The organism is Nonlabens xiamenensis, from assembly GCF_003865345.1.
GTDB lineage: Bacteria > Bacteroidota > Bacteroidia > Flavobacteriales > Flavobacteriaceae > Nonlabens > Nonlabens xiamenensis.
Genome location: NZ_RMVE01000002.1, coordinates 707,523 through 731,831 on the forward strand (window position 1 = coordinate 707,523; position 24,309 = coordinate 731,831).

Below are 24,309 nucleotides of genomic sequence, written 5' to 3' on the forward strand. Positions count from 1 at the left end.
GTTAGCTACACAAACTTAAAGTATTCCGAGGAAGAAAGTCGACAACCGGACGATTCTTACCCTTTTTGAACTTCTATATGACCAGTTTTAGTGAATAATTTTGGACATGATGTTGTAAATACTCCATCGACTGCCCGACTTTAACAATAATCGTATTTTTATGTCATGCAGGATTTCCTATCGTTTTTTGAAACCATGCCCTTTTGGCAAAAGTTGACATGGGTAGCTGGCCTACTCACCTTGTTCTGGATACTGGAGACTGGGTTCGCTTTCGCGAAAGCGAAAAACACACCACATTCCAATCGTTCCAAATGGCAACATGCAGGTACCAACCTGGTATTCTTGGTCATGATTTCCTTGATCAATATAGGATTTGGAAGATTGTTGCTTTGGGTGGATCAACTGACCGACACGCAACATTGGGGTTTATTTTCTATGTATAAAGCCCCCATGTGGCTAGATTTGGTGGTGGCACTGGTCTTGCTGGATTTAATTTCTCAATATCTGGCGCATGTTATGTTGCACAAATTCCCCTGGTTCTGGCGACTACATATCGTCCACCACAGTGATACCCATGTGGACGCTACTACGGGTACACGTCAACATCCCATTGAGTTTGCTATGCGGGAAAGCCTCTCGCTGCTAACCATCCTGTTTACAGGTATGCCTATTGCTTTTTATCTATTTTATCGGATACTAACTATATTCTTTACGTACTGGACCCACGCAGACATACGGCTTCCGAAACGCTTGGACCGCGCTTTGTCCTATATTATAGTCACACCGGCCATGCACAAATTTCATCACCACCACGAGATGCCATGGACGGACACGAACTTTGGGAATGTACTCTCCATTTGGGACAGAATGTTTGGCACATTTGTCTATGAAAATGCAGATGATGTGGTTTACGGCGTTGATATTATTGACAACGATAGAAATAACGATGTTCTCTACCAGCTCAAAGCTCCATGGAACCGGCATATCAAATGGAAAAAATAATCAACCCGTATTACGATTTTAATAAGCGTTGGAACTGATCTATTGGGAAAGCTGCTTTTTAACAATACTGCTGATGGTACGACCATCTGCCTTACCTGCTAATTGGGTATTGGCCATGCCCATGACCTTCCCCATGTCCTTCATGGAAGAGGCTTCGGTGCGCACAATAATTTCTGCCACCACCGCTTCAATCGCTTCCTCACTCATTTGTTCAGGAAGGAATTGCTCGAGAACCTTGGCCTGAGCCAACTCAGGTTCTGACAGATCTTCCCTGCCTTGCTCGCTGAAGATTCGCGCAGAGTCCTTGCGCTGCTTAACCAGTTTTTGAACCAATTTGATTTCTTCCTCTTCTGTCAGGGCCTCACCAGAACCAGAGGTCTTGGCCAGTAAGATTTCGCTTTTGACAGCACGCAAAGCGGCCAGAGCTGTTTGATCTTTTGATTTCATGGCGTCTTTCATGGCGCCCATTATTTGTTTTTCTAAACTCATAAGCTGTTTGTTGACTTGTAGCATGTGTCCACCAGATGATTCTATCTGGTCGATCGATCACCCTTCAAAAATAAACTATTCCGCGACCAAGCACAACGAGATGAACAGAGCAATCATAAAAAACCCGGACAGTTTGCACCATCCGGGTTGTTCGCATTTTTTTAGGGGAAAACACGATTAATCTACATTATCATGCAGAAAAGAGTTGTTGTTGGGTCGCAATTGTACCTCATCATTCTCATCTGTAGTTAAGGTAGTTCTGGAGCGATCTCCTTCCTTGGGAAGTTGATCCAACTCAATACCTTGGCGCAAATAGGCCGGTTGTTTTTCTATTTCGCCCAATCGATGGGAGCTTTTGAACTTAAAGTTGTAAGCATGCATTTTGCGTTTGCGTTCCTCGGCACGTCGCACTAACACCTCGTTAAGCGGCAAATCGGTGACATCCAACTCATTATCGGCTGTATCAGTCTCTGTGGTTGGCGTCGATTGTTGAGGATCCTGAGTGACCACTTTAATTTCAGGTTCTGCCACCGCATTTTGATCTTCCATTTTTCTTTGTGTCTGCGGCTTGGCGTTATTTAATTGCTCTTCGACCTCCATATAATCATCCAGGGAATATTTGGTGACTCCATGTTCATTCACCTCGGTAACAGGGACAACATCAATAGGATCATGCACTTCAATATCTTCCAGGTTATGCACGATGGTCGACTCTGCCTTGTTTTCCTTTTCATCTGTAGAAGACAAAGGCATGTCAAAATCAAGGAAAAACTGATCCTTCTCCTCTTCTACTTCGATCCGCGTATGTTTCTCTACTATACTACTACCCTCATGATTGATTTCCTCTGCATCACGGATAACAAAACTGTCGGGATGATGATCGAGTACTTCTTCATAAACTACATTCAGGTTACTGATAAATTCAGTTGTAGGAATCAGCGGATTTTCATCCATATCCTTTTTGGGCACCAAAGGTTCTTCCGGTTCCTCTTCTCCCAATTCATGAACAATCAATAATGGTTGTTCTGGTTCAGTATGCCTGACCTGCACCTGTTCTTTGGCATGAGTTTCATTTTTAATTCCATCCTCTTCATCTTCTTCCACCTCTCCCAAATCCATAATCAATTTACCTGGAATGACATTACTGGTTTTGTCATCCAAAACGGCAGCATGAGCACGCTGTTCCTCCTCAAGGGTATGAATGATGCGCTTGGCTTCGGTATTTGAAATTTCATTTTGTTGCTCTGCATCAAATCCTGTTGCAATCACAGTCACAGAAATAGCATCTCCGAGCGCCTCATCCTCACCCACACCCATAATGATGTTAGCCACACCGCCTGCTTCATTTTGAATGTGCTCGTTGATCTCACCGATTTCATCTATGGTAATTTCTTCAGTTCCAGAAACAATCAACAGCAAGACATTCTTTGCTCCTGTAATTTTGTTATCATTCAATAATGGAGAATCCAGCGCCTTTAGAATACCTTCTTGGGCTCGATTGGATCCAGTAGCTTGTGCACTTCCCATGATAGCGGTTCCACTATTGGCCAAAACGGTTTTGGCATCTCTAAGGTCAATGTTTTGTGTATAGTGATTGGTAATCACTTCGGCTATTCCGCGTGAGGCAGTAGCAAGTACCTCGTCAGCTTTGGAGAAACCAGCTTTAAAACCTAAATTTCCATATACATCCCGTAGTTTGTTGTTGTTAATGATAATCAGGGAATCAACATTCTTGCGGAATTTTTCAACACCCTTTTGTGCCTGTTCATTACGCACTTTTCCTTCAAACTGGAAAGGTGTAGTCACAATTCCCACGGTGAGTATGTCCATTTCACGGGCAATCTGTGCGATAATTGGGGCAGCTCCTGTTCCTGTTCCACCACCCATTCCGGCGGTTATAAATACCATTTTTGAATTGGTATCTAACATCGCCTTGACATCTTCCATGCTTTCTTGCGCGGCACGTTCACCTACCTCGGGATTAGCACCTGCGCCCAATCCTTCCGTTAGGGAGACTCCCAATTGGATTTTGTTGGGAACTGGGCTATTTTCCAGGGCTTGTGCGTCCGTGTTACAAATGACAAAATCTACTCCCTTGATGCCTTGTTGGAACATGTGTTTGATGGCATTACTACCACCTCCACCTACGCCAATGACCTTAATGACGTTGGACTTGTTCTTGGGCAGGTCAAATGCAATACTATTGATGTCTTCACTACTCATAATCTTGCTACTTTACGGTTTAAGTATATCCACCTAGTAACCAACTAGGTCGATGTAATTTTATTTTTCTTTTTCTTTTATTACTCAATGGCAGTTGATTTACCTGCCAAAATTTTATTCTGCTTTATCCAAAAACTCCTTGAATTTGGTCGCCCAGGTATCAAAAATTCCTTTCCTCTTTTGGGGCTGTGCTACTGAGGGCTGCTCCTGCTCTTCTTCCTGCAATTTTTCTTCTGTGACGGTTGCCTCTGGCGTCCCTTCCTGTTGTACAAATGCTGTTTTCTTGATTTTCTCCTCAGCTTTACGCGCCTCCTCCTGCGCCTCTAAACCTTTCATCACCAAACCTACAGCGGTGGCAAACAACGGGCTCGTACTTTCTATATCTGAATCACCAGCCAAGTGTTCGTTAGGGTAGCCTATTCTACTGGGCATGCCTGTCACATATTCTGCCAATTGCTTGATATGTTTTAGCTGGCTTCCCCCACCGGTAAGCACTACTCCGGCAATTAATTGTTTCTTGGGCTCGTCATGACCATAATTCTTGATCTCCACAAAAACTGTTTCAAGAATCTCAATCACCCGAGCGTGAATGATCTTACTCAGATTCTTCAAGGTAATTTCCTTGGGTTCGCGACCACGTAGTCCTGGGATGGATACAATTTCGTTTTCTTTATTTTCTCCTGGCCACGCACTACCAAATTTAGTTTTGAGCAATTCTGCCTGTTTTTCAATGATGGAACATCCTTCTTTGATGTCCTGTGTGATGATATTTCCACCTTGAGGAATAACTGCTGTATGTCTGATAATTCCGTCTTTAAAAATCGCCAGATCAGTAGTCCCGCCCCCTATATCAATCAAGGCCACACCGGCCTCCTTTTCTTCCTGACTCAAAACCGCATCTGCACTAGCCAAAGGCTCCAGCGTAATTGACTTCAAGTCTAAGTCAGCACTTTTTACACAGCGGTAGATGTTCCTGATACTAGCTACCTGACCTACCACTACATGGAAGTTGGCCTCTAGACGCCCTCCATACATACCAATCGGCTCCTTGACATCAGATTGACCATCAATTTTATATTCTTGTGGTAAAACATGTATAATTTCTTCACCTGGTAGCATCACCAGTTTCAACACCTGGTTACACAATCGCGTAATGTCTTCTTCATTGATGACGGTTTCACTGTCACCTCGGGTGATATAATCGCTGTGCTGTAAACTTCTGATATGTTGACCGGCAATTCCTACGGTTACCTCGCTAATCTTCATACCACTCACCGATTCGGCCTGGTTCACCGCTTGTTGGATGGATGTAATGGTTTGGGTGATATTATTGACCACTCCTCGATGAACGCCCATGCTTTTGGACCTTCCCACTCCAAGGATTTCCAGCTTACCATATTCATTCTTCCGTCCAATCATGGCCACGATTTTCGTGGTTCCGATATCCAACCCTACTGCGTAATCTTGTACATCCATCTGCTTACTTTTTAGTTACCACTACCTGGTTTTCAAACCTCAGGTCCACGGTTTTTAATTGGTCCATGCGATCTTCCTTGATCATCTTTGCCATAAAGGCCTTATAGTTGGTCATTTTATGCGGCAAATTCTCAACTTTACCCAGTTTGACTTTATACTCATGAGCGCGAACTCCCAGGGTTACCTCCTCACGTGGATCAATATCCAGCTGGGTGAACGTGGATGCCAGCAACTCATCATTTCTGAGAAATTGAACCAACTCAAATATTTGAGGTTGCACGCTTTCGCGAAAGCCAAACACAAGCGGGACATGAGCACTGTACTCTTCTGAAAGCGGCATAATGCTATTATCCTGATCTAGATAAGCATTGAACTCACCCATCAGTCTGGCAACCGGCTTTCTTTGCTCCACAACAGCCTCAAGCAGACCATCCAGCGTAACAGAAACCTCTGCCGTTCTGATCATTGCATGCTGTTCCAATTGATATTCACTCTCTTTCAAATCTAAATTTTCTACTACGAGGTTCTTTACACTATCCTCATTTTGTATCAACAATTTATTAACGTTCGCTTCAGAAATCAATGGTTCGCTATAATCTGTAAATCTGATGCTTACCTCTTTAAGCGTTCGCAGGCCATGACGCTTGGACGAAAAGGCATAAATGCCAAAAACCAACACAATGCAAACCACCAACAAAATGATGTCTTTAAACTTTTTCATCGGATAAAGATTTGGTCAATTTTTCAATTTCGATTCCTATATCACCCGCCCCCAACATCACCACTAATCTATTCCCCATCTCTTCCACAAAGGCCTGTAGATCTTTTTTATCAACTACGGTCACGACTGCCGGCGGATTTTCATTCTGACTGATCATTAAAGACAATACAGCCGAGTCAATGCCCTCAATCGGCAGTTCCCTCGCCGGATAAATATCCAGTAAGCCCACGTTGTTAAATTGGGCCAGGGCCTGAGAAAATTCCTGCATAAAATCACGGGTTCTACTGTATAAGTGAGGTTGAAAAATCACGGTAATTTCTTCCTCTGGATACATCTCACTTACGGCCTCATAAACGGCATTGATTTCTGTGGGATGATGAGCATAATCATCAATCAGTATGAACTCCGGAGTGTTTAATCTGTAAGTAAACCTCCTTGCCACACCGGGAAAAGTTGCAAGGGCCAGTCGTAAGGATTCTGGATCTGCACCGTACTCCAAAGCCACAGCCATCGCGAGCACGGCATTATTGAGGTTATGCCTACCAGGAAGCATTAACAAACAATTTTCAATCACACCTTGCGGCGTTTGAAGGTCAAAATGATACGTGCCATTCACTATACTCAAATTAAGCACCCGATATTTACCTCGATCGATGCCTACCTGAATACCATCCATTGGAACCTTTTCGTTGACTAACAATGTTTTTCCCTGCAATAGACCCGCAAAATCACGGAAAGTCTTTTCAAATTCGCTTACATCACCATAAATATCCAAGTGATCTGCGTCTATGGCAGTGATACCAGCAATATCTGGATCCAGCTGCATAAAAGAGCGATCAAATTCATCGGCTTCTACAACCATCACATCTGTACCTGAATACAAATAATTGGTTTGATAATCTTCCAGGATACCGCCCAAGAAAGCGGTGATCTTGTGACCACTCTGGTTCAACAGGTGCGCTAAAATGGAGCTTGTTGTCGTTTTCCCATGCGTACCTGCAATAGCCAAACAGGTCATAGTTTTGGAAATTTGCCCTAACATTTGAGCGCGTTTCAGGATGGATATTCCGCTTTCGCGAAAGCGTAATAAAATATCCAATTCTTGCGGAATGGCAGGCGTAAAAATCACCTGAGCATTTTCTAGTTGTTTATACGCGTTAGGAATACCGTCAAAATCATCTTTATACTGAACCTGAATACCTTCTTCTATCAGGTTTTGAGTGAGGTTGGACTCCACCCGATCATATCCAGCCACCTTTTTACCTTGTTGGTTTAAATATCTGGCCAGCGCACTCATACCAATACCGCCAATGCCGATAAAATAAAAGTGTGATATGTGCTGCAATTCCTTCATGAAAGCAATTCAAAAATTTCGTTGACAATGTGAGCAGTTGCTTCTGGCAGAGCTTGTTCAGCGATCTGTTTAGACAAAGAATCTTGAAGTTCTTGATCCTCCATCAATCCATTCCAAACTATGGGAAAATTTTGATCGAGGTCTGATTCGTTGATCATCAGGGCAGCATCCCGAGCGACCATGGCCTGGGCATTTTTGGTTTGGTGATCCTCTGCCACATGTGGTGACGGAATAAAAATTACCGGTTTACCCACAATACTCAATTCCGAAATAGCTCCTGCTCCTGCTCTGGATATAATGAAATCTGCTGCTGCATAGGCCAAGTCCATCCTATTTAAGAAAGCATGTACCTGCACTCTGTCTTGCGCTTTATCCCCATAGGTATCAAAACCATAGGAGCCACATTGCCAGATGATTTGTACCTTTTGTGTCAGCAGGGACAGCTGATCATGAATAAGCTCATTGATCCGCCTCGCTCCCAAACTACCGCCCACGACCAACAGCGTTTTTAAATTTGGATCAAGCGAAAAATGTTGTATTGCCTCCTCACGTAATCCATCAAGTTCAAGCAAGTCTTTACGCACCGGATTCCCAGTCAGCACTATTTTATCAGCTGGGAAGAAGCGATCGAGACCCTCGCTAGCCACACATATCTTGTCGACCTTTTTACCCAAAAGTTTGTTGGTAACACCTGGGAAAGCATTTTGCTCTTGTATCAGTGTTGGTATGTTGCGTTTGATCGCCATGTATAGCAGAGGCCCACTTGCATATCCTCCTGTTCCTATGGCTATATCTGGTTTGAATTCACGGATGATTTTTTTGGCATCAAATAGGCTTTTCACAACTTTTAATGGGAATGCCAGGTTTTTGGCAGACAAGCTGCGTTGCAGACCACTAATCCATAAACCTTTTATCTTATATCCAGCAGCAGGGACTTTTTGCATCTCCATCCGGTCCTTGGCGCCAACAAACAAGATAACGGAATCTGGCCAGCGCTTGCGGCACTCATCAGCAATTGCAATGGCTGGATAAATATGGCCTCCGGTACCTCCTCCTGATATGATGATTTTATAAGGCTTCACTGAGTACGTCTAAAGGGTTCATATCTTCTGGGGCCACTTCTTGCTCCATTTCTTTTTGTTTGTCTCGTTGGGCACTTACGCTGAGCACAATTCCTAATGCCATGCAGGTCATAAGTATAGAAGTTCCACCACTGCTGATTAATGGTAAAGTCTGTCCGGTTACAGGTATAAGATTGACAGCCACACACATGTTCATCAAGGCCTGAAAAACAATGGGAAAACCGACGCCGATTACCAGCAACTTTCCGAAGACAGAATCGGCTTTGGTAGATATCACCACCAACCTAAACAGGAAGAAGAGATAAAGCGAAAGAATCAACAACCCACCTATCAAACCAAATTCCTCCAAAACGATGGCAAATATGAAATCCGAGGAAGATTGCGGCAACACATGTTTGGTGGGGCTCTTCCCTGGTCCAACACCAAAAATATATCCGTTGGCTATAGCGGTCTTTGCCCGTTCCACCTGATAGGTAGAATCGGAGTCCCCTTCTCCAGAAAAGGTGGTAATTCGGGAAGCCCAGGTATCTACTCTATTAGGAAGGACACCTGGAAATGCTTTGGCAGTCAGCACAAAGAGAATCATCGTGAGTGCACCTATGCCCACGATCGCCATAAGGTATTTTTTTGGATAACCACCCACAAAACAAGTGAGCAATACCATGGAAAAAATCAACACTGCCGTACTCAGATTAAAAGGCACTACCAGCATCAACACTGCCCCAACAGGTAGCCATAATGGCAACAAGGACTCTTTAAAAGTTACCCTGCGCTCTTTGATACTAGCCAGGTATTTGGCTACATAAACCATCAACACTACAAATGCTAAAGTACTGGTCTGAAAATTGATGCCGATCACAGGGACTTTCACCCAGCGGCTCGCACTTGCTCCTCCCATAACAGTCCCCTGGGCAGCAGTGTACACTAATAGCAGTATAACCACAGGAATCGCGAGCACACTCAAGCCTTTGAAATAGCGATAAGGTATCTTATGAACCGAATACAAAATCACTAGACCAATGACCACATGGGTAAAATGCTTGATCAAATACGAAGTTGTATTTCCCGTCCCTTTCCCTAAATAAGCCAGGTTGGCACTGGCGCTATAAACAGGTAAAAATGAGAACACGATCAATATGATGGCCAGTGCCCATAAAAAGGTATCTCCAGATATGTAGTCCTTGATCTTCAATTTATAATCCTCTTACTGCGTTTTTAAATTGGCGTCCCCTGTCTTCATAATTATTAAATAGGTCAAAACTTGCACAAGCAGGACTCAACAATACGTTGTCGCCAGCCTCGGCGAGTTTGTAGGCCACCCTGACCGCATCTTCCATCGAACTAGTTTCTACCATCTGATCTACACAATTACCAAATGCTTCTACGATCCTGGAATTATCCGTTCCCAGACATACAATGGCTTTGACGTGACGATTGACCAGGCTGTAGAGTTGGGTGTAATCATTTCCTTTATCTACACCGCCTACAATCCATACGGTAGGATGCTCCATACTGTCCAAAGCATAATAAGTGGCATTGACATTGGTGGCTTTAGAATCATTGATGTACTGGACCTTGTTGATTTTCAAAACATTTTCCAGACGATGTTCGACACCTTCAAATGAAGTCAAGCTTTGTCGAATAGTTTCCTTGCGGATCTTGAGCAATTTTGCAGCGGTTGAAGCTGCCATGGCATTGGCTGTGTTGTGTTTTCCTTTGACAGAAAGTTCTTGTTGGGGCATGTTAAATATGGTATTATGCGTGTAAATTGTAAGTTGATTGTCTTTTATGAATGCGCCTTGATCGAGCAGTTTTTCCATGGAAAAAGGCACCAATTGGGCACGTGTAGGTTGGTTTTTTAGCGCTTTATTAATGGCAGGATCGTCCACATTGTAGATCAGATAATCCTGTTCGTCCTGATTCATCGTAATCCTCATTTTACTGGCCACATACTTTTCAAATTTCCCATCATACCGATCCAAATGATCTGGTGTAATATTGAGAATGATCGCAATATGTGGTTTAAAGCTATCAATACCGTCCAGCTGGAAACTACTCACCTCCAACAGTCTGTGGCTGGAAGGACCTTCGGCTACCTGCTCGGCAAAACTCTTTCCAATATTTCCTCCAGTGGTATGATCGAGATCGGCTGTATTTAAAATGTGATCGATCATGCGTGTGACCGTGGTTTTCCCATTGGCTCCAGTAACAGCAATGATGGTTTCATCGGTAAACCAGGAGGCAAATTCTACTTCTGAAATGATTGGAATACCTCGCTCAAGAATTTCTCTGACCAGTTGTATTGTATCTGGAATTCCTGGGCTTTTGACTACCAGATCGGCTGCGAGTATCTGATCCATGCTGTGCTTGGCTGTTTCATAAGGTATAGCGTGGTTTTGTATCGCTTTCGCGAAAGCGGGATCTAACTGCCCTCCATCACTCAAGAACACCTCATACCCTTGCTGCTTTCCAAGAATAGCCGCTCCAACACCACTGATACCTCCTCCAAGGACCACAAGTTTTTTACCGGTATGTTGTTGATCTACCTGCATCAACGTACTTTAAGGGTTACAATACTGATAATAGCCAGCAGGATACCGACGATCCAGAAACGGACTACGATCTTGCTTTCATGAATACCTCGTTTTTGATAATGGTGATGCAATGGTGACATCAGGAAAATTCGTTTTCCCTCACCAGTCTTTCTTTTGGTATACTTGAACCAGCTTACCTGCATCATCACCGATAAGTTTTCCATCAGGAATACACCACATAAAATCGGGATCAGTAATTCTTTTCTGGTGGCAATAGCTAAAACAGCTATTATTCCACCAATGGTAAGACTACCTGTATCACCCATGAACACCTGCGCAGGGAAGGTGTTATACCAAAGAAATCCAACTAGGGCGCCTGCAAAGGCTGTGATAAAGACCACCATTTCACCCGAGTTGGGGATATACATGACATTCAGATAATCAGAAAAGACGATATTACCCGAAATCCAAGCAAACAAAGCCAAGGTAATTACTACAATTGCGCTGGTACCAGCAGCCAGACCGTCAATTCCATCAGTGAGATTAGCTCCGTTAGACACAGCAGTAACAATGATGATCACGATAGGAATAAAGATCAACCAAGCCCAATTTGCCAGACTGGGATCAATCCAATCAATCAGCTTGGCATAATCAAATTCGTTATCCTTGACAAATGGAATCGTCGTCTTAGTGGATTTTTTGGCCTCCTGGAATTCCAGCGGAGAGTTTTGTGTGAGCAACTCCTGTTCGTAGGTAGGATTGATTACCTCTTCTTTGATAGTGACTCCATCATGAAAGAACATGATACCGCCAATGATTGCCCCCAGACCCACCTGTCCTATTACCTTAAAAATGCCTTTAAGTCCGCCTTTATCTTTTTTAAAGATCTTGATGTAGTCATCGGCAAACCCGATCATTCCCATCCATATGGTTGTGATAATCAACATCACTACGTAAATATTATCGACCTGACACAACAGAAAAGCAGGAATTAAAGTAGCTAGGATAATGATGATTCCACCCATGGTTGGGGTACCTGCCTTTTGTGCTTGCCCCTCAAGTCCCAGATCACGTACCGTCTCTCCAACTTGTTGACGCTGGAGGTATTTGATGATCCGTTTACCATAAATGGTAGAAAATGCCAAGGACAATACAAATGCGATAGCCGACCTAAATGTGATAAACTGAAACAGGGAGGCTCCTGGTGTTTGAAATTGTTCTTCTAAATATTTAAAGAGATAATAGAGCATGCTTATTTTTTGAATTGGTTGAGAAAATCTGCCACAATTTTGCGGTCATCAAAATCATGTCGCTCGCCATTGATCTCCTGATAGGTTTCATGACCCTTGCCCGCTATGAGTATGATATCATTTTTGTTGGCCAATTTTGCCGCCATCTTAATGGCTTGTCGACGATCAGTAATACTGACTGTTTTTTTAAAATCTTGTGGCTGAACCCCTTTTTCCATATCCGCTATAATAGCATCTGGATCTTCTGTGCGCGGATTGTCGCTGGTCAGGATCACCTGGTCACTTAAAGAGCCAGCAATAAGAGCCATTTTTGGTCTTTTGGTGGTATCCCGATCACCCCCACAACCCACCACCGTGATCAGAGTTTCGTTTCTGGTCCGTATGCTATTGATGGTCTCCAGTACATTTTTAAGCGCATCTGGTGTATGGGCGTAATCAACAATAGCCGTAATTTTTTCTGTAGCCGTCGTAAAATATTGGAATCGACCGGCCACACCTTCCAGTTCCGAAATAGTCTCCAATACCTCCATCTGCTCCAACCCTAACTCCACAGCTACAGCATAAATGGCTAACACATTATAGGCATTAAAATGACCTACCATTTTTGACCAAACTTCCTGGTCATTGATCTTAAGCAGCAGCCCGCCGAATTGATTTTCAATGACCTGCGCCCTGTAATCTGTAAAGGATTTAAGGGCATAACCTAGTTTCTTGGCTTTGGTATTTTGAAGCATCACAGGGCCATTCTTATCATCAAGGTTGGTCAGTGCAAACGCAGTTTTTGGGAGTTGGTCAAAAAAGCGTTTCTTGACATCCCGATACTCGGCAAAGGACTTGTGATAATCTAGATGATCATGAGATAAGTTGGTAAAAACACCTCCAGCAAAATATAACCCAGTCACCCGTTCCTGTGCGATTCCATGACTGCTTACTTCCATAAAGCAGTAGTCCACGCCAACTTCTACCATACTGGATAAATGTGCATTGATGGTCAATGGATCTGGCGTAGTATGCCTGGTAGGAACGACCTGTTCATCGATTAAAATTTCAACGGTAGAAATAAGCCCGGTTTTGTAACCAGACCTTTTGAACAGTTGGTACAAAAGAGAAGTCGTGGTGGTTTTTCCGTTGGTACCAGTGACGCCCACAAGCTTAAGTTGAGAGGAAGGATTGCCGTAAAAATTGGAGGCCATAAGCGCAAGTGCGGCATGCGAATTAAGCACCTGAATGTAGGTCACACCTTCTTCCTGATAATCTGGCATATCTTCCAACACCACAGCGACAGCACCTTGGGTCACCGCTTTTTCCACGTATTCATGTCCGTCGGTAGCAGTTCCCTTTAAGGCTACAAAAACATCGTTGGAACCAATTTTTCTAGAATCAAACTGAACCTTTTCAATGACAAGGTCAGTATTGCCGACCACCATTTCCAAGTTTACCTTATATAATATGTCTTTGAGATTTGTCATAAAAGTGTAAGCGTAACTTTATCAGTAGATGCGATTCTAGTTCCGGGTTTGAGACTCTGGGAAGCCACTTTGCCCTTCCCCTTGACCACCACCTTAGCTCCTAAATTTTCTACGATCGCCATGGCATCCATAGCCTCCATTCCTCTCAGATCAGGCAGTTGGTTTGAAGTGGATTGTGCCTGAGCGAAGTAAGTCTTTTGGGATTCTTGTATTTTTGTAGGGATGCTTTTCGGCAGCTCGACCTCATCAATGATGGGGTTGTTGGCGTAAATTTTTTGGGCAATCTTTTTAAATACAGGCCCTGCCACGATGTTTCCATAATAGCCCTTGGTGATATTGGGCTTATGGATCACCACGATACAACTGTACTTGGGTTGGTCTGCCGGAAAATAACCGGCAAAGGATGCAATATAATTTCCTGCGCTTTTCCAGTATTCTGTTTGACAAGTACCGGTCTTTCCTGCCATGGAAAAATTCTCGCTGTACAGATTATCTGCCGTACCTCGTTTCACCACATTTTCCATCATCACCTTGACCTTGTCGATGGTGGATTGTGAGCAAATAGCAGGATTAATGATCTCCCGGTCAAACCTTTCAATCAACTTGTCTTTTGATTTAACTTCACGAATCATGCGTGGCTTGACCATGACGCCGTTGTTGGCCACTGCATTGTAGAAAGTCAAAGTCTGTAAAGGCGTAAGCTGCACACCATAGCCAAATCCCATCCAAGGTAAAGACAAGCCACTCCAACTGGCATCATCAGGATGTGGAATCATAGGAATACCTTCTCCTTTTATTGGAAGATCCAGTTTTTTATTGAGATTCATACTGTACAATCGGTCTACATAATCCTCAGGTCTGGATTTGTAGTTATCATGAATCATTTGGACCAAGGCAGTATTGGAAGAAACCTCAAATGCTTTGGCCACGCTTATCTTGCCATAACCACCGTATTTGGAATCCCGAACATTTCGCCCGTAATAGGAAATTTTGCCTTTTTTGGTATCAAAGACAGTACTTGTATCAACCACTTTGTCCTCCAAGGCGGCAATCACACTCATCAGTTTAAAAGTTGACCCAGGTTCATGGGATTCCCAGACGGCATAATTCCGCTTTTCATAATATTTCCCACTTGATCCCCTTCCTAGATTGGACAAAGCCTTTATCTCACCAGTAGCCACCTCCATAACGACGGCTGTTCCGTGATCGGCCTCAAAATATTCCAATTGCTCGAGCAAGGCATGATGGGCCACATCCTGCATATTGACATCTATTGTGGTGTAGACATCATACCCATCTTTGGGATCGACTTCGGCGGCGCTGGAAATGGGTTTCCATTGCTTTTTACTGATCTTCTGCTCTAAACGAACCCCATCACTGCCTCTCAAGTAGGGAGCAAATGCCCCTTCCAGACCTACTGGAGCGCTACCGTTGCGATCATAGCCAACAATACGCTCTGCCATCTTACCCAGTGGATGTTCACGTACTACGCGTTTCTCGACAATCAACCCACCTCTATAAGGGCCTTTTTCAAACAACGGAAAGTCTCTAATTCTTTTGTACTCTCCATAATTAAGGTTTTTGGCGATCAAAAGGTATCTATTGCGATTAGTGCGCGCCTTTTGCAGTTTTTTCAGGTAATAAGATTTGGATTTGTCAAATTCCTGCCCCAAAGCTTCGGCTAGTGGCGCCACGTTTTCGTTAAAATCTTTCGCGGAAGCGGACAAAGCATCAAAGCGGATATCATATTTACTGATAGAGGTCGCCAGTAATTGACCGTTGGCATCATAAAGGTTTCCTCTAACGGCCGGGATAGTGTCATTTCTAAAAATGCGCTGTTCTGCGCGGGCGCGATAATCTTCGCCTTCCACAAATTGAATGTTGACAATCTGAGCCACGACCAGCAAGGCAATAACGACAAATGCCGCGCTCACCAGATAAGCCTTATTCAGTATGTTTTTATCAGTCGTTGGCATCTCGAGATGGGGAAATAATTATTTTTTGAGGTGGGTTTTTGGCAGGAGCGATTCCTTTTTTTTCAATATTTCTGGCTATGGTAGACTCCATTTGTAGAAACATGAGTCTGCGTTCCAGGTCAGTGTACTCACTATGAAGTTCAGTGACGCGCTCATTCAGTGCAGCCAGCCGATGTACCTTTTTCTCATAGGTGTGACCGGTATAAATCATAACGATAGCCAGACCGGCAGCAAACAGGATGAACCTCCAGTTTTTAAAAGCATCCTCATTGGTCAGAAAGCTACCTTTTAATATGTCATAGACTTTGGCCGCCATTATACATCTTCAATTTTTTCAGCGATACGCAGCTTAGCGCTACGAGCGCGGTTATTCTCTTTAATTTCTTCTTGACTGGGAACAATCAATTTGCCCACACGTTTGAAGGGTACGCTGGCCCTACCGAACACATCTTTTTCAGGCTCTCCTTCAAACAAGCCGTTTCTGATATAGCGTTTAACTGGCCTATCCTCCAGAGAATGGTAAGAAATCACGCTGAGCCGTCCGCCAATTTTCAATAACTGCTTGACTTGCTCCAGAAAACTGTAGAGCACCTCCATTTCCTTATTGACTTCTATACGTATGGCCTGGAATACTTGTGCCAGCAATTTGTGCTCGATGCGCGAAGGCACTAACGGAGCGCAAACCTCCTTGAGGTCGGCAACGGTTTCTATCTTTTTCAATTCCCTTGCGGCGACAATGCGGCGACTGAGTTTAGGAGCCACGCGCAACTCGCCATAGGTTTTGAAAATCCGCGTAAGATCTTCTTCGGCGTATTGGTTTAATACAACAACAGCATCCAGCTCCTGATCTTGATTCATTCGCATGTCTAATCTGGCGTCAAATCGGGTGGAAAAACCTCGATCGGGAATATCAAATTGATGCGAACTCACCCCTAGATCAGCGAGTATACCGTCGACATGGGTCACACCATAGAGACGCAGGAACCGTTTCATATACCCAAAATTCTCATTGATCAAAGTGAATCTTTCATCATCAATGGCGTTTCCCAAGGCATCTGTATCCTGATCAAAAGCAAATAGCTTCCCGTCTGGCCCTAGCCTGGAAAGGATTTCACGAGAATGACCACCACCTCCAAAAGTGACATCCACATAGATGCCTGAAGGATTTACCTCTAGGCCATCTACAGCTTCCTTGAGCAATACCGGCTTATGATATGAGGTCTGTTGTGTCATTTCCCATTACTTCTTCTGCGAGATCAGCAAAGTCATCCAGTGAATCGTCTATCGCCGACTCATATCTTTGTTTATCCCAGATTTCTAAAATTCTAACCGAACTGGAGACCGTGATCTCCTTGGTGATTCCTGCAATGGTGATGAGGTCTTTCGGAATAAGCAACCTACCGTTACTATCCACCTCAACAGTTTTGACTCCAGCGGTAAATCGACGGATAAAATCATTGTGCTTTCTATTGAAACGATTCAATCCATTCAACTTCTCCATCATCTTATTCCATTCATCCATAGGATACAGCTCAAGGCAAGGCTGAAATACAGCTCGCTTGATCACAAAGCCATCTTGCATGACTGGTGTCAACTGCTTTTTAATTGCAGCTGGCATCATGAATCTGCCCTTGGCATCGGCTTTACACTCGTATGTTCCTATAAAATTGACCACTGAGATAGCTATTTACTAGCTATTAAAATCAAAAATAGGAAAATTTATACCACATTTTACCACATTTTACCACTTTGTTAATAACTGTAGCCTTTTCTCGATAAATATGGCAGTTATCAACAATCCCCAAAATCGACCGAAGACATTCCCCCATCAGCGTTTATCAAGACAATTCAAATTGCCAAGTATTTAGCTCAGGTGGTGTCAAAAAGTGGGAAGGTGAATGTTTTGCCGTACGTTATACAAAACATTTCGTTAGAAATGGCTTGTTTTTACTATTGTTAAAACGCCTATATTTGCGGCTTAGACTCATTCTATGGCTCAGGATCTTATCAAAGACGGGAAGTTTGAATATTATACGGCTGGAGAAGGCACCCCCATTATCATATTACATGGTTTGATGGGCGGACTGAGCAATTTTCAAGGTGTTATTGACTTTTTCCCTCCTAAAGGATATCAAGTTGTCGTACCCACGCTCCCCTTGTACACAACCTCATTGATCAAAACCAGCGTGGGCACCTTTGCCAAACATATCAATGAATTTATAGATTATATGGGCTGGGACCAGGTCATTCTATTAGGGAATTCACTGGGTGGACATATCGGGCTCGTTACCACAAAACTTTTTCCAGAAAGGATCAAGGCGCTGGTGATAACAGGAAGTTCAGGCTTATATGAAAGCGCCATGGGAGAAAGCTATCCCAAAAAGGGGGACTACGACTATATCAAAAAGAAAAGTGAGGACGTGTTTTACGATCCGGCAGTAGCTACAAAGGAAATTGTAGACGAAGTTTTTGCCACTGTTAATGACCGCAACAAGCTTATCAAGACCCTGGCTATTGCCAAAAGTGCCATACGACACAATATGGCCAAAGACCTCCCCAACATGGAAACGCCTACTTGTATTATCTGGGGTAGGCAAGATAGTGTCACCCCACCAGAAGTGGCCGATGAGTTCCATAAAAAATTACCAGATAGCGAATTGTTCTGGATCGATAAATGTGGCCACGCAGCCATGATGGAACATCCAGACGAGTTCAATGAGATTCTCTACGCTTGGCTTCAAAAACGAGAGTTCTAGGAGCTACAACAAAGTGATTTATTCGATTTTTCCTATGGACTAAATTATCCTGATCAGTTGATGTGACAGATGGTTAATGGTGATAGGTTGTGGTGGAAGCAAATACTTCTGCTTACCTTTGTTCTATGATAATAAGCAGTGCCGATTTCGTCGTATCCAATCAGGATGTTAAAAAATGCCCTAATGGCCAGTTGCCAGAGTACGCTTTTATCGGACGTTCCAACGTTGGGAAATCATCGTTGATCAATATGTTGACCAACAGGAAAAGCCTCGCCAAAACTTCTGGCCGACCAGGTAAAACACAATTGATCAATCACTTTCTGATCAATAAGTCTTGGTATCTGGTTGATCTACCGGGCTATGGGTATGCTAGAGTTTCTAAAACCAGTAAAGCAAAGTTTCAAAAGTTCATTACCAATTACTTTTTACAGCGCAAACAGCTGGTCTGCGGTTTTGTACTAGTTGATGTACGTCATGAACCTCAACCCATCGACACCGAGTTTATGGAGTGGCTTGGAGCTAACGCCATCCCTTTTGGCATCATTTTTACAAAGGCAGACAAACTAAAACCCAATGCTTTGGAACGAAATATCGCAGCCTACCAAAAGCATTTGACCGAAGGCGCTTGGGAGGAAATGCCTCCCTATTTTATAACAAGCTCTTCTAAAGGAATGGGAAGAGATGAGGTGCTGGAATACATCCATTCCATCAATGAGTCCTTACGCTAACATCCATATTCGAGCTGATCAATCAACATTGTAGACAATAAGTGATCGATCAACGAGTTGTTTGTCGTCTGATATCCCTTAACAGCCCTTCAATGCCATTGACTTTCATATCATAAACGGTTTGCATATATCGTCCCAACTTACCCTTAGGGAAACCTTGCCTGCGAAACCATACATAATATGCCTCAGGCAAGTCGCTCAGGTATTTCCCCTGATGCTGTCCAAAAGGCATGGTATACCAAGCCAAATCAATAAGTTGCTCGTGTTCTGAAGGCAAAGAATAAGAATTTTAATGCGCTATTGTTTTTTAAGCTCCAGTTTTTCAGCAAAATAATCGCAAAAATCCATCATGGTATCCCTCATTTTAGTATCATTGGTAGCCCTGTGATAAGTATCGGCCATGGAAACCAGGGTTTGGTGAAAAAACACTCTCATCTCATCCACAGGCATGTCCTTTGTCCACAAATCTATTCTAAAGGATTCCTTGTCTACCGCATCCCACATGGAAACCATCATAGCTTTGGCATCAGCTGCATCAACTCCGCCATCAGGTGCACTCCATCTGATTTTCTCAGGCACTCGATTTTCATCCAGTTCGATTCCAATTTTGATTGTTGATCTATGATTTTTATCAGACATTACTGTAGCGGTTTATATTTTGATTTATTGAAAAGACTTTCAGCATCGAGACTAATCATGGTTTCAAGATCCACAGGATTGTTTTGCATAAAAGATTCCACAATCCGATACCCCATGTATCTACCTACTCCGCCGGGTGTTTGTTGATCTATCTCCAGATAGAATTTGGAAAAAGGAGCCGGCGCAATGAACCTGGGAATCAATCTTGAGTCCGTGTCATAGAGCATTTCTTTATCGATAAAATAGCGCCACATCTGCGACTCGTTTTCAACAGTGTAGTCAAATTTTGCTGGAGGGTAATCAAAAATATGATATCCAGCAGCCTCAGGAACAAACAGCGATTGTAGGTAATGAATTTTCCCAAAATAAACCATACTTCCCAAGAAGGTTCTATCCATTGTGGGTGGCACAAACAACCTAGCGTACTCCATAGCGACGTCTGCCGGCAATTGCTCCCGATTGAGCTGATTGCGCTGGTAATTACTGATTCCCTGATAGAGTTCGTGATCTTTCCCCAGATATGTATCGATAGAAATAATGAGTTGATCCTTTGTAGGTATAATTTGCTGTCGATAATTCACTTCCGAAATCACGGTATAAATATCAGTGGACTGAAAATCAGGAAAGTAATATTTGACATGCTTCATTACATCCTCGACTTCGCTCTCGATCGCAGTGTAATCAAATTCAGCGTTCTGAACGGCAGCCTCCAGAATGTTCTGAATCGAATCTTTTCCAGTCATCTTTGCCATCCAAACACTATCTGGCACCCTGGTAGATATGAATACTGGATAATCCTTTTTGAGCTGTTCCAAATCTTCGACTTCTGCTTCTGCAAAAATTTTATGAAATGGAATTAATTCTACATCTACTGGAATGGCAGCTATCTCTGCCTCCACAGAATTGGAAGGTTGACAGGAAAGGATCGCTTTCGCGAAAGCGATACACACCAACAACCTGATCAACTTATCTTTCATACGTCTATAACTCGGCTATTCTTTTATTATTTTTAGGACTGCAAAAATACAATTATGAAAGTAGAAAAAGTGACCAACCATATTGTTAATTGGCTAAAGGAATACGCAGAAGGTGCCAAGGTAGACGGTTTTGTGGTGGGTGTAAGCGGCGGTATTGATAGCGCTGTTACATCAACATTATGCGCTATGACTGGATTAAAAACACTTTGTGTGGAAATGCCCATTCACCAACATGCCGACCATGTCAGCCGAGCCCAGGAGCATATTATCCAATTGGGTAAGCGTTTTGGCAATGTACAGGCAGTGCACAGCGATTTGACTCCCGTGTTTGATACCTTCGTCAGGCAAATGCCCAATATTACTACCGATCCACAAGTGGAACTGACACTGGGAAACACCAGAGCCAGACTGCGGATGACCACGCTGTACTATCATGCAGGTGTCAACGGTTTATTAGTGGCAGGCACTGGAAATAAAGTTGAGGATTTTGGCGTAGGATTTTACACCAAATACGGAGATGGAGGCGTTGACTTAAGCCCAATAGCCGACTTGATGAAAAGCGAGGTCTATGCGGTCGGTCAACACGTGGAAGTGCCTGAAAGTATCATGCAAGCAGCACCCAGTGATGGACTTTACGGAGCTGAACGTACAGATGAAGACCAAATCGGAGCCAGTTATGACGAACTTGAATGGGCCATGTCACAAAATGATCTTGGAAAAAGCGCAGATGACTTTTCAGGGAGGGAAAAAGAGGTCTATAAAATTTTTAAGTCCTTCAACAACAGGAATCAACATAAAATGAACCCCATTCCCGTGTGCGAAATTCCTTCAGATTTACGCTAAAATTTTAGGATAACTTTCTGAAATGTAAGGTAATACGTACGTATTTAATTGTAGGAACAATTTCTTACAGTTTATATTTGCTGTAAAGCCTGATCATATGGACATTTTATTGGCAGATCACCATCCTGTTTTCCGACGTGGCCTTAAATGTATGATGAAGGACAACCAAGCCTTTGAGTTCAAAGGCAAGGTGGAAGATGGAAAAGATCTGATTTCTGGAATCGCTAAATATCAACCAGATGTCTTGGTTTTGGAGGTAGATTTACCCAATTCTGATGGCGTTGGATCCCTGCGTAGAATACGACAGGAATTCCCAGACCTCAAAGTTTTGGTGGTAAGCTGTCATCCTGAAGAAATCTATGCCGTTAGTTCGGTTAAAGCTGGTGCCAACGGATATATCGCCAAAACACGAACCATCAAAGAAGTTAAAAAAGCCTTGCTAAAAGTTAGCGAGGGCGGTACATTCCTATCTGAAAACATCAAAGACCAGATGAATGACAATCAGTCTGGGAATATTCTCAAATTTAAAAAATTGTCTACCCGAGAGATCGAAGTACTCAACCTACTCTCCAGAGGAAAAAGAAATAAGGAGATTGCCCAGCAGTTATCTATCAATGAAAAGACGGTGAGCACTTACAAAACAAGGCTCCTCAAGAAATTGAATGTCGATAATATCGCCGATTTGATTCACCAGTCCAGACTGTTGCAACTTTCTTCCTAATTACCTGAACCGGTTCCAACCTTCGGATGGAATGACTGTCCTGTTTTTCTTGTCAATACGCTTCCGCAAGTTGTTGTAGTCCACTATTTGCCGCAGCGCTTCATTATTGTCAATATGCGGAGGGTTCTTCTCAATAATTCTGTTGAGGTTGTTGACCAAATCATAAATCCATAGCTGACGCAAGTGCAGTAAAACCTGAGTGACATACTCTGATACGGTCTGATCCTTCTTTTTGGGATAGATTTTATTGCGTTCCCAATCATGTAGATCATATTGCTCATCGGCCATGGTGATATCAGCTATCAAATGAGCATAATCACCCTCAAAGGCTGAAAGAATCAGTTGGGTATCAATCTTTTGTTCCAACAATAACACATCAATAATCTTGACGTATAAGGCCTTGAATTCTTGATTAGCAAACTGGATTTCATCAGCTTGAAGGTCCATATAGATTTTTTCATAGACCCTGTGCTCCTCTCTAACCTTTACGTACTCCAGTTCACCACCATCAGCAGAATCCTGCAGGTGTTCTTCTTCAAAGTATTCGTCCTTGCTTCCGTAAAGCAGTAGAATGGCAATGATCGTTTTTTCCAGCACTGATCGCCGATCTACCTTTTGCTGTGGCGCAGTATCCTCAACCTTGGTGAGACTTTCCTGTACTTGTTCGCGTCGTTGTTTTTTTCGAATCTCTGAGATCTCTGCATTGCGAATCTGTGCCAAGGTAGAAAAAAGAACATCTTCTCCTATATCTAAAATAGCAGCACTTTCTCGTACATAAATCTCTCTGGAAATATCATCGGGAATTTTGGCGATACTATTGACAATATCCCTGATCATTCCAGATTTCTTGATCGGATCACCAGCGGCCTCTTCTTTAAGCAAATTGGACTTGAAACGTATAAAATCCGTCGCATTGTTATGAAGAAACTCTTTGATCTCTGACTCCGTGTGTGATTTGGCATAAGAATCTGGATCCTCTCCATCTGGAAAAGTACAAACCCTTACGTTCATACCTGCTTCAAGAATCAAATCTGTACCACGTATGGCTGCTCGCATACCTGCGGCATCTCCATCATAAAGTACCGTGATATTTTTAGTCAATCGCTGGATCAATCTAATTTGCTGCTGGGTAAGTGCTGTACCCGAACTGGAAACTACATTTTTTATTCCGGCTTGATGAAGTTGGATGACATCAGTATAACCTTCTACTAAATAACATAAATCTTCTTTGGCAATCGCCTGCTTGGCCTCGTAGATACCATAAAGCACCTTTGATTTGTCGTAAATGTCGCTTTGGGGCGAATTCAGGTATTTGGCTGCTTTTTTTTCATTGTTCAGGATACGTCCACCAAAACCCAATACTCTTCCCGAGAGACTACGTATGGGGAACATAACTCTGCCCCTGAACCGGTCAAATTTACGTTGTGCTTCATCACCACCAGGATTTTCTTTTACTATAGTGAGCCCTGTACGCTCTAGAAATTCGAGCTGATACCCCGCCTGTAGTGCTGTATCTGTAAAAGCGCTCCACTGATCCGGATGATAGCCCAGTTGAAAGTGCTCAATGGTTTCATCAGTAAATCCTCTTTCTTTATAATAGCTGTAGCCTATAGCGCGACCTTCTTCTGTCTTTAATTGTGTTTGAAACCAATCCGCGGCAAATTTGCTGACCAGAAACATGGATTCCTTTTCGTCCTGTGCCTGCTTCTGTTCATCAGTTTGCTCAGTTTCTTCTACCTCAATATTATATTTTTTGGCCAACCATTTGATGGCCTCCGGAAAACTGAAATGCTCGTGCTCCATAATAAAGGTCACCGCATTACCACCTTTACCCGAGCTGAAGTCTTTCCAGATTTGTTTTACCGGACTGACCATAAAACTAGGGGTACGTTCATCAGTAAAAGGACTGAGTCCCTTGTAATTGGACCCTGATTTCTTTAATTGCACAAAATCACCGATCACCTCCTCAACTCGGGCAGCATCAAATACGGCATCAACAGTAGTGCGTGAAATCATGGACGGACAATAATTTTGACGGCTTCAAAAATAGCAAACTACCAGCGTCTTTC

General features: G+C 43.1%; 23 protein-coding genes. 5 read left to right on the forward strand and 18 right to left on the reverse strand.

All coding sequences use genetic code 11. The features are described from left to right. The first annotated feature begins 165 nt into the window (after positions 1-165). A complete protein-coding gene (locus EGM47_RS08165) occupies positions 166-1,002 on the forward strand; it encodes a sterol desaturase family protein (protein WP_124980277.1) in 837 nt (278 codons plus the stop codon). A gap of 39 nt (positions 1,003-1,041) precedes the next feature. On the opposite strand, the gene EGM47_RS08170 is transcribed toward EGM47_RS08165, so the two are convergent. The 14 genes from EGM47_RS08170 to mraZ form a co-directional block, all read right to left on the reverse strand. Continuing rightward, a complete protein-coding gene (locus tag EGM47_RS08170; protein WP_124980278.1) occupies positions 1,042-1,491 on the reverse strand; it encodes a GatB/YqeY domain-containing protein in 450 nt (149 codons plus the stop codon). Positions 1,492-1,668: 177 nt separating this feature from the next. Then, the gene (gene ftsZ, locus EGM47_RS08175; RefSeq protein ID WP_124980279.1) at positions 1,669-3,714 is read right to left on the reverse strand and encodes a cell division protein FtsZ; all 2,046 of its coding nucleotides are present in this window, start codon (positions 3,712-3,714) and stop codon (positions 1,669-1,671) included. 114 nt (positions 3,715-3,828) lie between these two features. Next, positions 3,829-5,190, reverse strand: coding sequence for a cell division protein FtsA (ftsA, locus tag EGM47_RS08180; protein WP_124980280.1), 1,362 nt, complete (start codon positions 5,188-5,190; stop codon positions 3,829-3,831). Positions 5,191-5,194: 4 nt separating this feature from the next. After that, positions 5,195-5,911, reverse strand: coding sequence for a cell division protein FtsQ/DivIB (locus EGM47_RS08185; protein ID WP_240642341.1), 717 nt, complete (start codon positions 5,909-5,911; stop codon positions 5,195-5,197). After that, entirely contained in the window at positions 5,898-7,265 is a 1,368-nt protein-coding gene (murC, locus tag EGM47_RS08190) for a UDP-N-acetylmuramate--L-alanine ligase (RefSeq protein ID WP_124980281.1), read from the reverse strand. The genes EGM47_RS08185 and murC overlap by 14 nt, the downstream gene beginning before the upstream one ends. After that, positions 7,262-8,347 (reverse strand): undecaprenyldiphospho-muramoylpentapeptide beta-N-acetylglucosaminyltransferase, encoded by a 1,086-nt coding sequence (murG, locus tag EGM47_RS08195; protein WP_124980282.1) that lies wholly within the window; start codon positions 8,345-8,347, stop codon positions 7,262-7,264. The genes murC and murG overlap by 4 nt, the downstream gene beginning before the upstream one ends. Continuing rightward, positions 8,334-9,539 (reverse strand): FtsW/RodA/SpoVE family cell cycle protein, encoded by a 1,206-nt coding sequence (locus EGM47_RS08200; protein ID WP_124980283.1) that lies wholly within the window; start codon positions 9,537-9,539, stop codon positions 8,334-8,336. The genes murG and EGM47_RS08200 overlap by 14 nt, the downstream gene beginning before the upstream one ends. A 1-nt stretch (position 9,540) precedes the next feature. Beyond that, positions 9,541-10,899: a UDP-N-acetylmuramoyl-L-alanine--D-glutamate ligase gene (gene murD, locus EGM47_RS08205; RefSeq protein ID WP_124980284.1), complete on the reverse strand. Its 1,359-nt coding sequence runs from the start codon at positions 10,897-10,899 to the stop codon at positions 9,541-9,543. Next, positions 10,899-12,131 (reverse strand): phospho-N-acetylmuramoyl-pentapeptide-transferase, encoded by a 1,233-nt coding sequence (gene mraY / locus EGM47_RS08210; protein ID WP_124980285.1) that lies wholly within the window; start codon positions 12,129-12,131, stop codon positions 10,899-10,901. Before mraY ends, murD begins: the two co-directional genes overlap by 1 nt. 2 nt (positions 12,132-12,133) lie before the next feature. Beyond that, entirely contained in the window at positions 12,134-13,600 is a 1,467-nt protein-coding gene (locus EGM47_RS08215) for a UDP-N-acetylmuramoyl-L-alanyl-D-glutamate--2,6-diaminopimelate ligase (protein ID WP_124980286.1), read from the reverse strand. Continuing rightward, a complete protein-coding gene (locus EGM47_RS08220) occupies positions 13,597-15,576 on the reverse strand; it encodes a penicillin-binding transpeptidase domain-containing protein (RefSeq protein WP_124980287.1) in 1,980 nt (659 codons plus the stop codon). The genes EGM47_RS08215 and EGM47_RS08220 overlap by 4 nt, the downstream gene beginning before the upstream one ends. Beyond that, entirely contained in the window at positions 15,563-15,892 is a 330-nt protein-coding gene (locus EGM47_RS08225; RefSeq protein ID WP_240642343.1) for an FtsL-like putative cell division protein, read from the reverse strand. The genes EGM47_RS08220 and EGM47_RS08225 overlap by 14 nt, the downstream gene beginning before the upstream one ends. Beyond that, entirely contained in the window at positions 15,892-16,809 is a 918-nt protein-coding gene (gene rsmH / locus EGM47_RS08230; protein ID WP_124980288.1) for a 16S rRNA (cytosine(1402)-N(4))-methyltransferase RsmH, read from the reverse strand. The genes EGM47_RS08225 and rsmH overlap by 1 nt, the downstream gene beginning before the upstream one ends. Next, on the reverse strand, positions 16,784-17,251 hold the full coding sequence (gene mraZ / locus EGM47_RS08235; protein WP_124980289.1) for a division/cell wall cluster transcriptional repressor MraZ: 468 nt from the start codon (positions 17,249-17,251) through the stop codon (positions 16,784-16,786). Before mraZ ends, rsmH begins: the two co-directional genes overlap by 26 nt. A 316-nt stretch (positions 17,252-17,567) precedes the next feature. On the opposite strand from mraZ, the gene EGM47_RS08240 reads away from it, so the two are divergent. Beyond that, positions 17,568-18,332 (forward strand): alpha/beta fold hydrolase, encoded by a 765-nt coding sequence (locus EGM47_RS08240; RefSeq protein ID WP_124980290.1) that lies wholly within the window; start codon positions 17,568-17,570, stop codon positions 18,330-18,332. Between the two features lie 125 nt (positions 18,333-18,457). After that, a complete protein-coding gene (gene yihA / locus EGM47_RS08245; RefSeq protein ID WP_124980291.1) occupies positions 18,458-19,060 on the forward strand; it encodes a ribosome biogenesis GTP-binding protein YihA/YsxC in 603 nt (200 codons plus the stop codon). A gap of 49 nt (positions 19,061-19,109) precedes the next feature. Here yihA and EGM47_RS08250 read toward each other — a convergent pair whose 3' ends face one another. From EGM47_RS08250 to gldB, 3 genes are read right to left on the reverse strand one after another with little or no spacing between them, the layout of a single operon-like run. Further along, on the reverse strand, positions 19,110-19,337 hold the full coding sequence (locus tag EGM47_RS08250; RefSeq protein ID WP_124980292.1) for a DUF3820 family protein: 228 nt from the start codon (positions 19,335-19,337) through the stop codon (positions 19,110-19,112). A 20-nt stretch (positions 19,338-19,357) separates the two neighbouring features. Continuing rightward, the gene (gene gldC / locus EGM47_RS08255) at positions 19,358-19,699 is read right to left on the reverse strand and encodes a gliding motility protein GldC (protein ID WP_124980293.1); all 342 of its coding nucleotides are present in this window, start codon (positions 19,697-19,699) and stop codon (positions 19,358-19,360) included. Next, positions 19,699-20,676, reverse strand: coding sequence for a gliding motility lipoprotein GldB (gldB, locus tag EGM47_RS08260; protein ID WP_164510846.1), 978 nt, complete (start codon positions 20,674-20,676; stop codon positions 19,699-19,701). The genes gldC and gldB overlap by 1 nt, the downstream gene beginning before the upstream one ends. A 54-nt stretch (positions 20,677-20,730) precedes the next feature. Here gldB and nadE point away from each other — a divergent pair, with 54 nt between their 5' ends. Both nadE and EGM47_RS08270 read left to right on the forward strand, forming a co-directional pair. After that, complete coding sequence (gene nadE, locus EGM47_RS08265; RefSeq protein ID WP_124980294.1) at positions 20,731-21,519, forward strand: NAD(+) synthase; 789 nt, start codon at positions 20,731-20,733, stop codon at positions 21,517-21,519. A 97-nt stretch (positions 21,520-21,616) separates the two neighbouring features. Then, a complete protein-coding gene (locus EGM47_RS08270; protein WP_124980295.1) occupies positions 21,617-22,240 on the forward strand; it encodes a response regulator in 624 nt (207 codons plus the stop codon). Here EGM47_RS08270 and dnaG read toward each other — a convergent pair whose 3' ends face one another. After that, positions 22,241-24,256, reverse strand: a complete 2,016-nt coding sequence (dnaG, locus tag EGM47_RS08275; RefSeq protein ID WP_124980296.1) for a DNA primase — start codon at positions 24,254-24,256, stop codon at positions 22,241-22,243. Positions 24,257-24,309: the final 53 nt, after the last annotated feature.

Bases quoted from the DNA above. Each gene is read 5' to 3' on its own strand.
- EGM47_RS08165 (WP_124980277.1), top strand. From the start codon at position 166: ATGCAGGATTTCCTATCGTTTTTTGAAACCATGCCCTTTTGGCAAAAG.
- EGM47_RS08170 (WP_124980278.1), bottom strand. From the start codon at position 1,491: ATGAGTTTAGAAAAACAAATAATGGGCGCCATGAAAGACGCCATGAAA.
- ftsZ (WP_124980279.1), bottom strand. From the start codon at position 3,714: ATGAGTAGTGAAGACATCAATAGTATTGCATTTGACCTGCCCAAGAAC.
- ftsA (WP_124980280.1), bottom strand. From the start codon at position 5,190: ATGGATGTACAAGATTACGCAGTAGGGTTGGATATCGGAACCACGAAA.
- EGM47_RS08185 (WP_240642341.1), bottom strand. From the start codon at position 5,911: ATGAAAAAGTTTAAAGACATCATTTTGTTGGTGGTTTGCATTGTGTTG.
- murC (WP_124980281.1), bottom strand. From the start codon at position 7,265: ATGAAGGAATTGCAGCACATATCACACTTTTATTTTATCGGCATTGGC.
- murD (WP_124980284.1), bottom strand. From the start codon at position 10,899: ATGCAGGTAGATCAACAACATACCGGTAAAAAACTTGTGGTCCTTGGA.
- mraY (WP_124980285.1), bottom strand. From the start codon at position 12,131: ATGCTCTATTATCTCTTTAAATATTTAGAAGAACAATTTCAAACACCA.
- EGM47_RS08215 (WP_124980286.1), bottom strand. From the start codon at position 13,600: ATGACAAATCTCAAAGACATATTATATAAGGTAAACTTGGAAATGGTG.
- EGM47_RS08220 (WP_124980287.1), bottom strand. From the start codon at position 15,576: ATGCCAACGACTGATAAAAACATACTGAATAAGGCTTATCTGGTGAGC.
- EGM47_RS08225 (WP_240642343.1), bottom strand. From the start codon at position 15,892: ATGGCGGCCAAAGTCTATGACATATTAAAAGGTAGCTTTCTGACCAAT.
- rsmH (WP_124980288.1), bottom strand. From the start codon at position 16,809: ATGACACAACAGACCTCATATCATAAGCCGGTATTGCTCAAGGAAGCT.
- EGM47_RS08240 (WP_124980290.1), top strand. From the start codon at position 17,568: ATGGCTCAGGATCTTATCAAAGACGGGAAGTTTGAATATTATACGGCT.
- yihA (WP_124980291.1), top strand. From the start codon at position 18,458: ATGATAATAAGCAGTGCCGATTTCGTCGTATCCAATCAGGATGTTAAA.
- gldC (WP_124980293.1), bottom strand. From the start codon at position 19,699: ATGTCTGATAAAAATCATAGATCAACAATCAAAATTGGAATCGAACTG.
- gldB (WP_164510846.1), bottom strand. From the start codon at position 20,676: ATGAAAGATAAGTTGATCAGGTTGTTGGTGTGTATCGCTTTCGCGAAA.
- nadE (WP_124980294.1), top strand. From the start codon at position 20,731: ATGAAAGTAGAAAAAGTGACCAACCATATTGTTAATTGGCTAAAGGAA.
- EGM47_RS08270 (WP_124980295.1), top strand. From the start codon at position 21,617: ATGGACATTTTATTGGCAGATCACCATCCTGTTTTCCGACGTGGCCTT.
- dnaG (WP_124980296.1), bottom strand. From the start codon at position 24,256: ATGATTTCACGCACTACTGTTGATGCCGTATTTGATGCTGCCCGAGTT.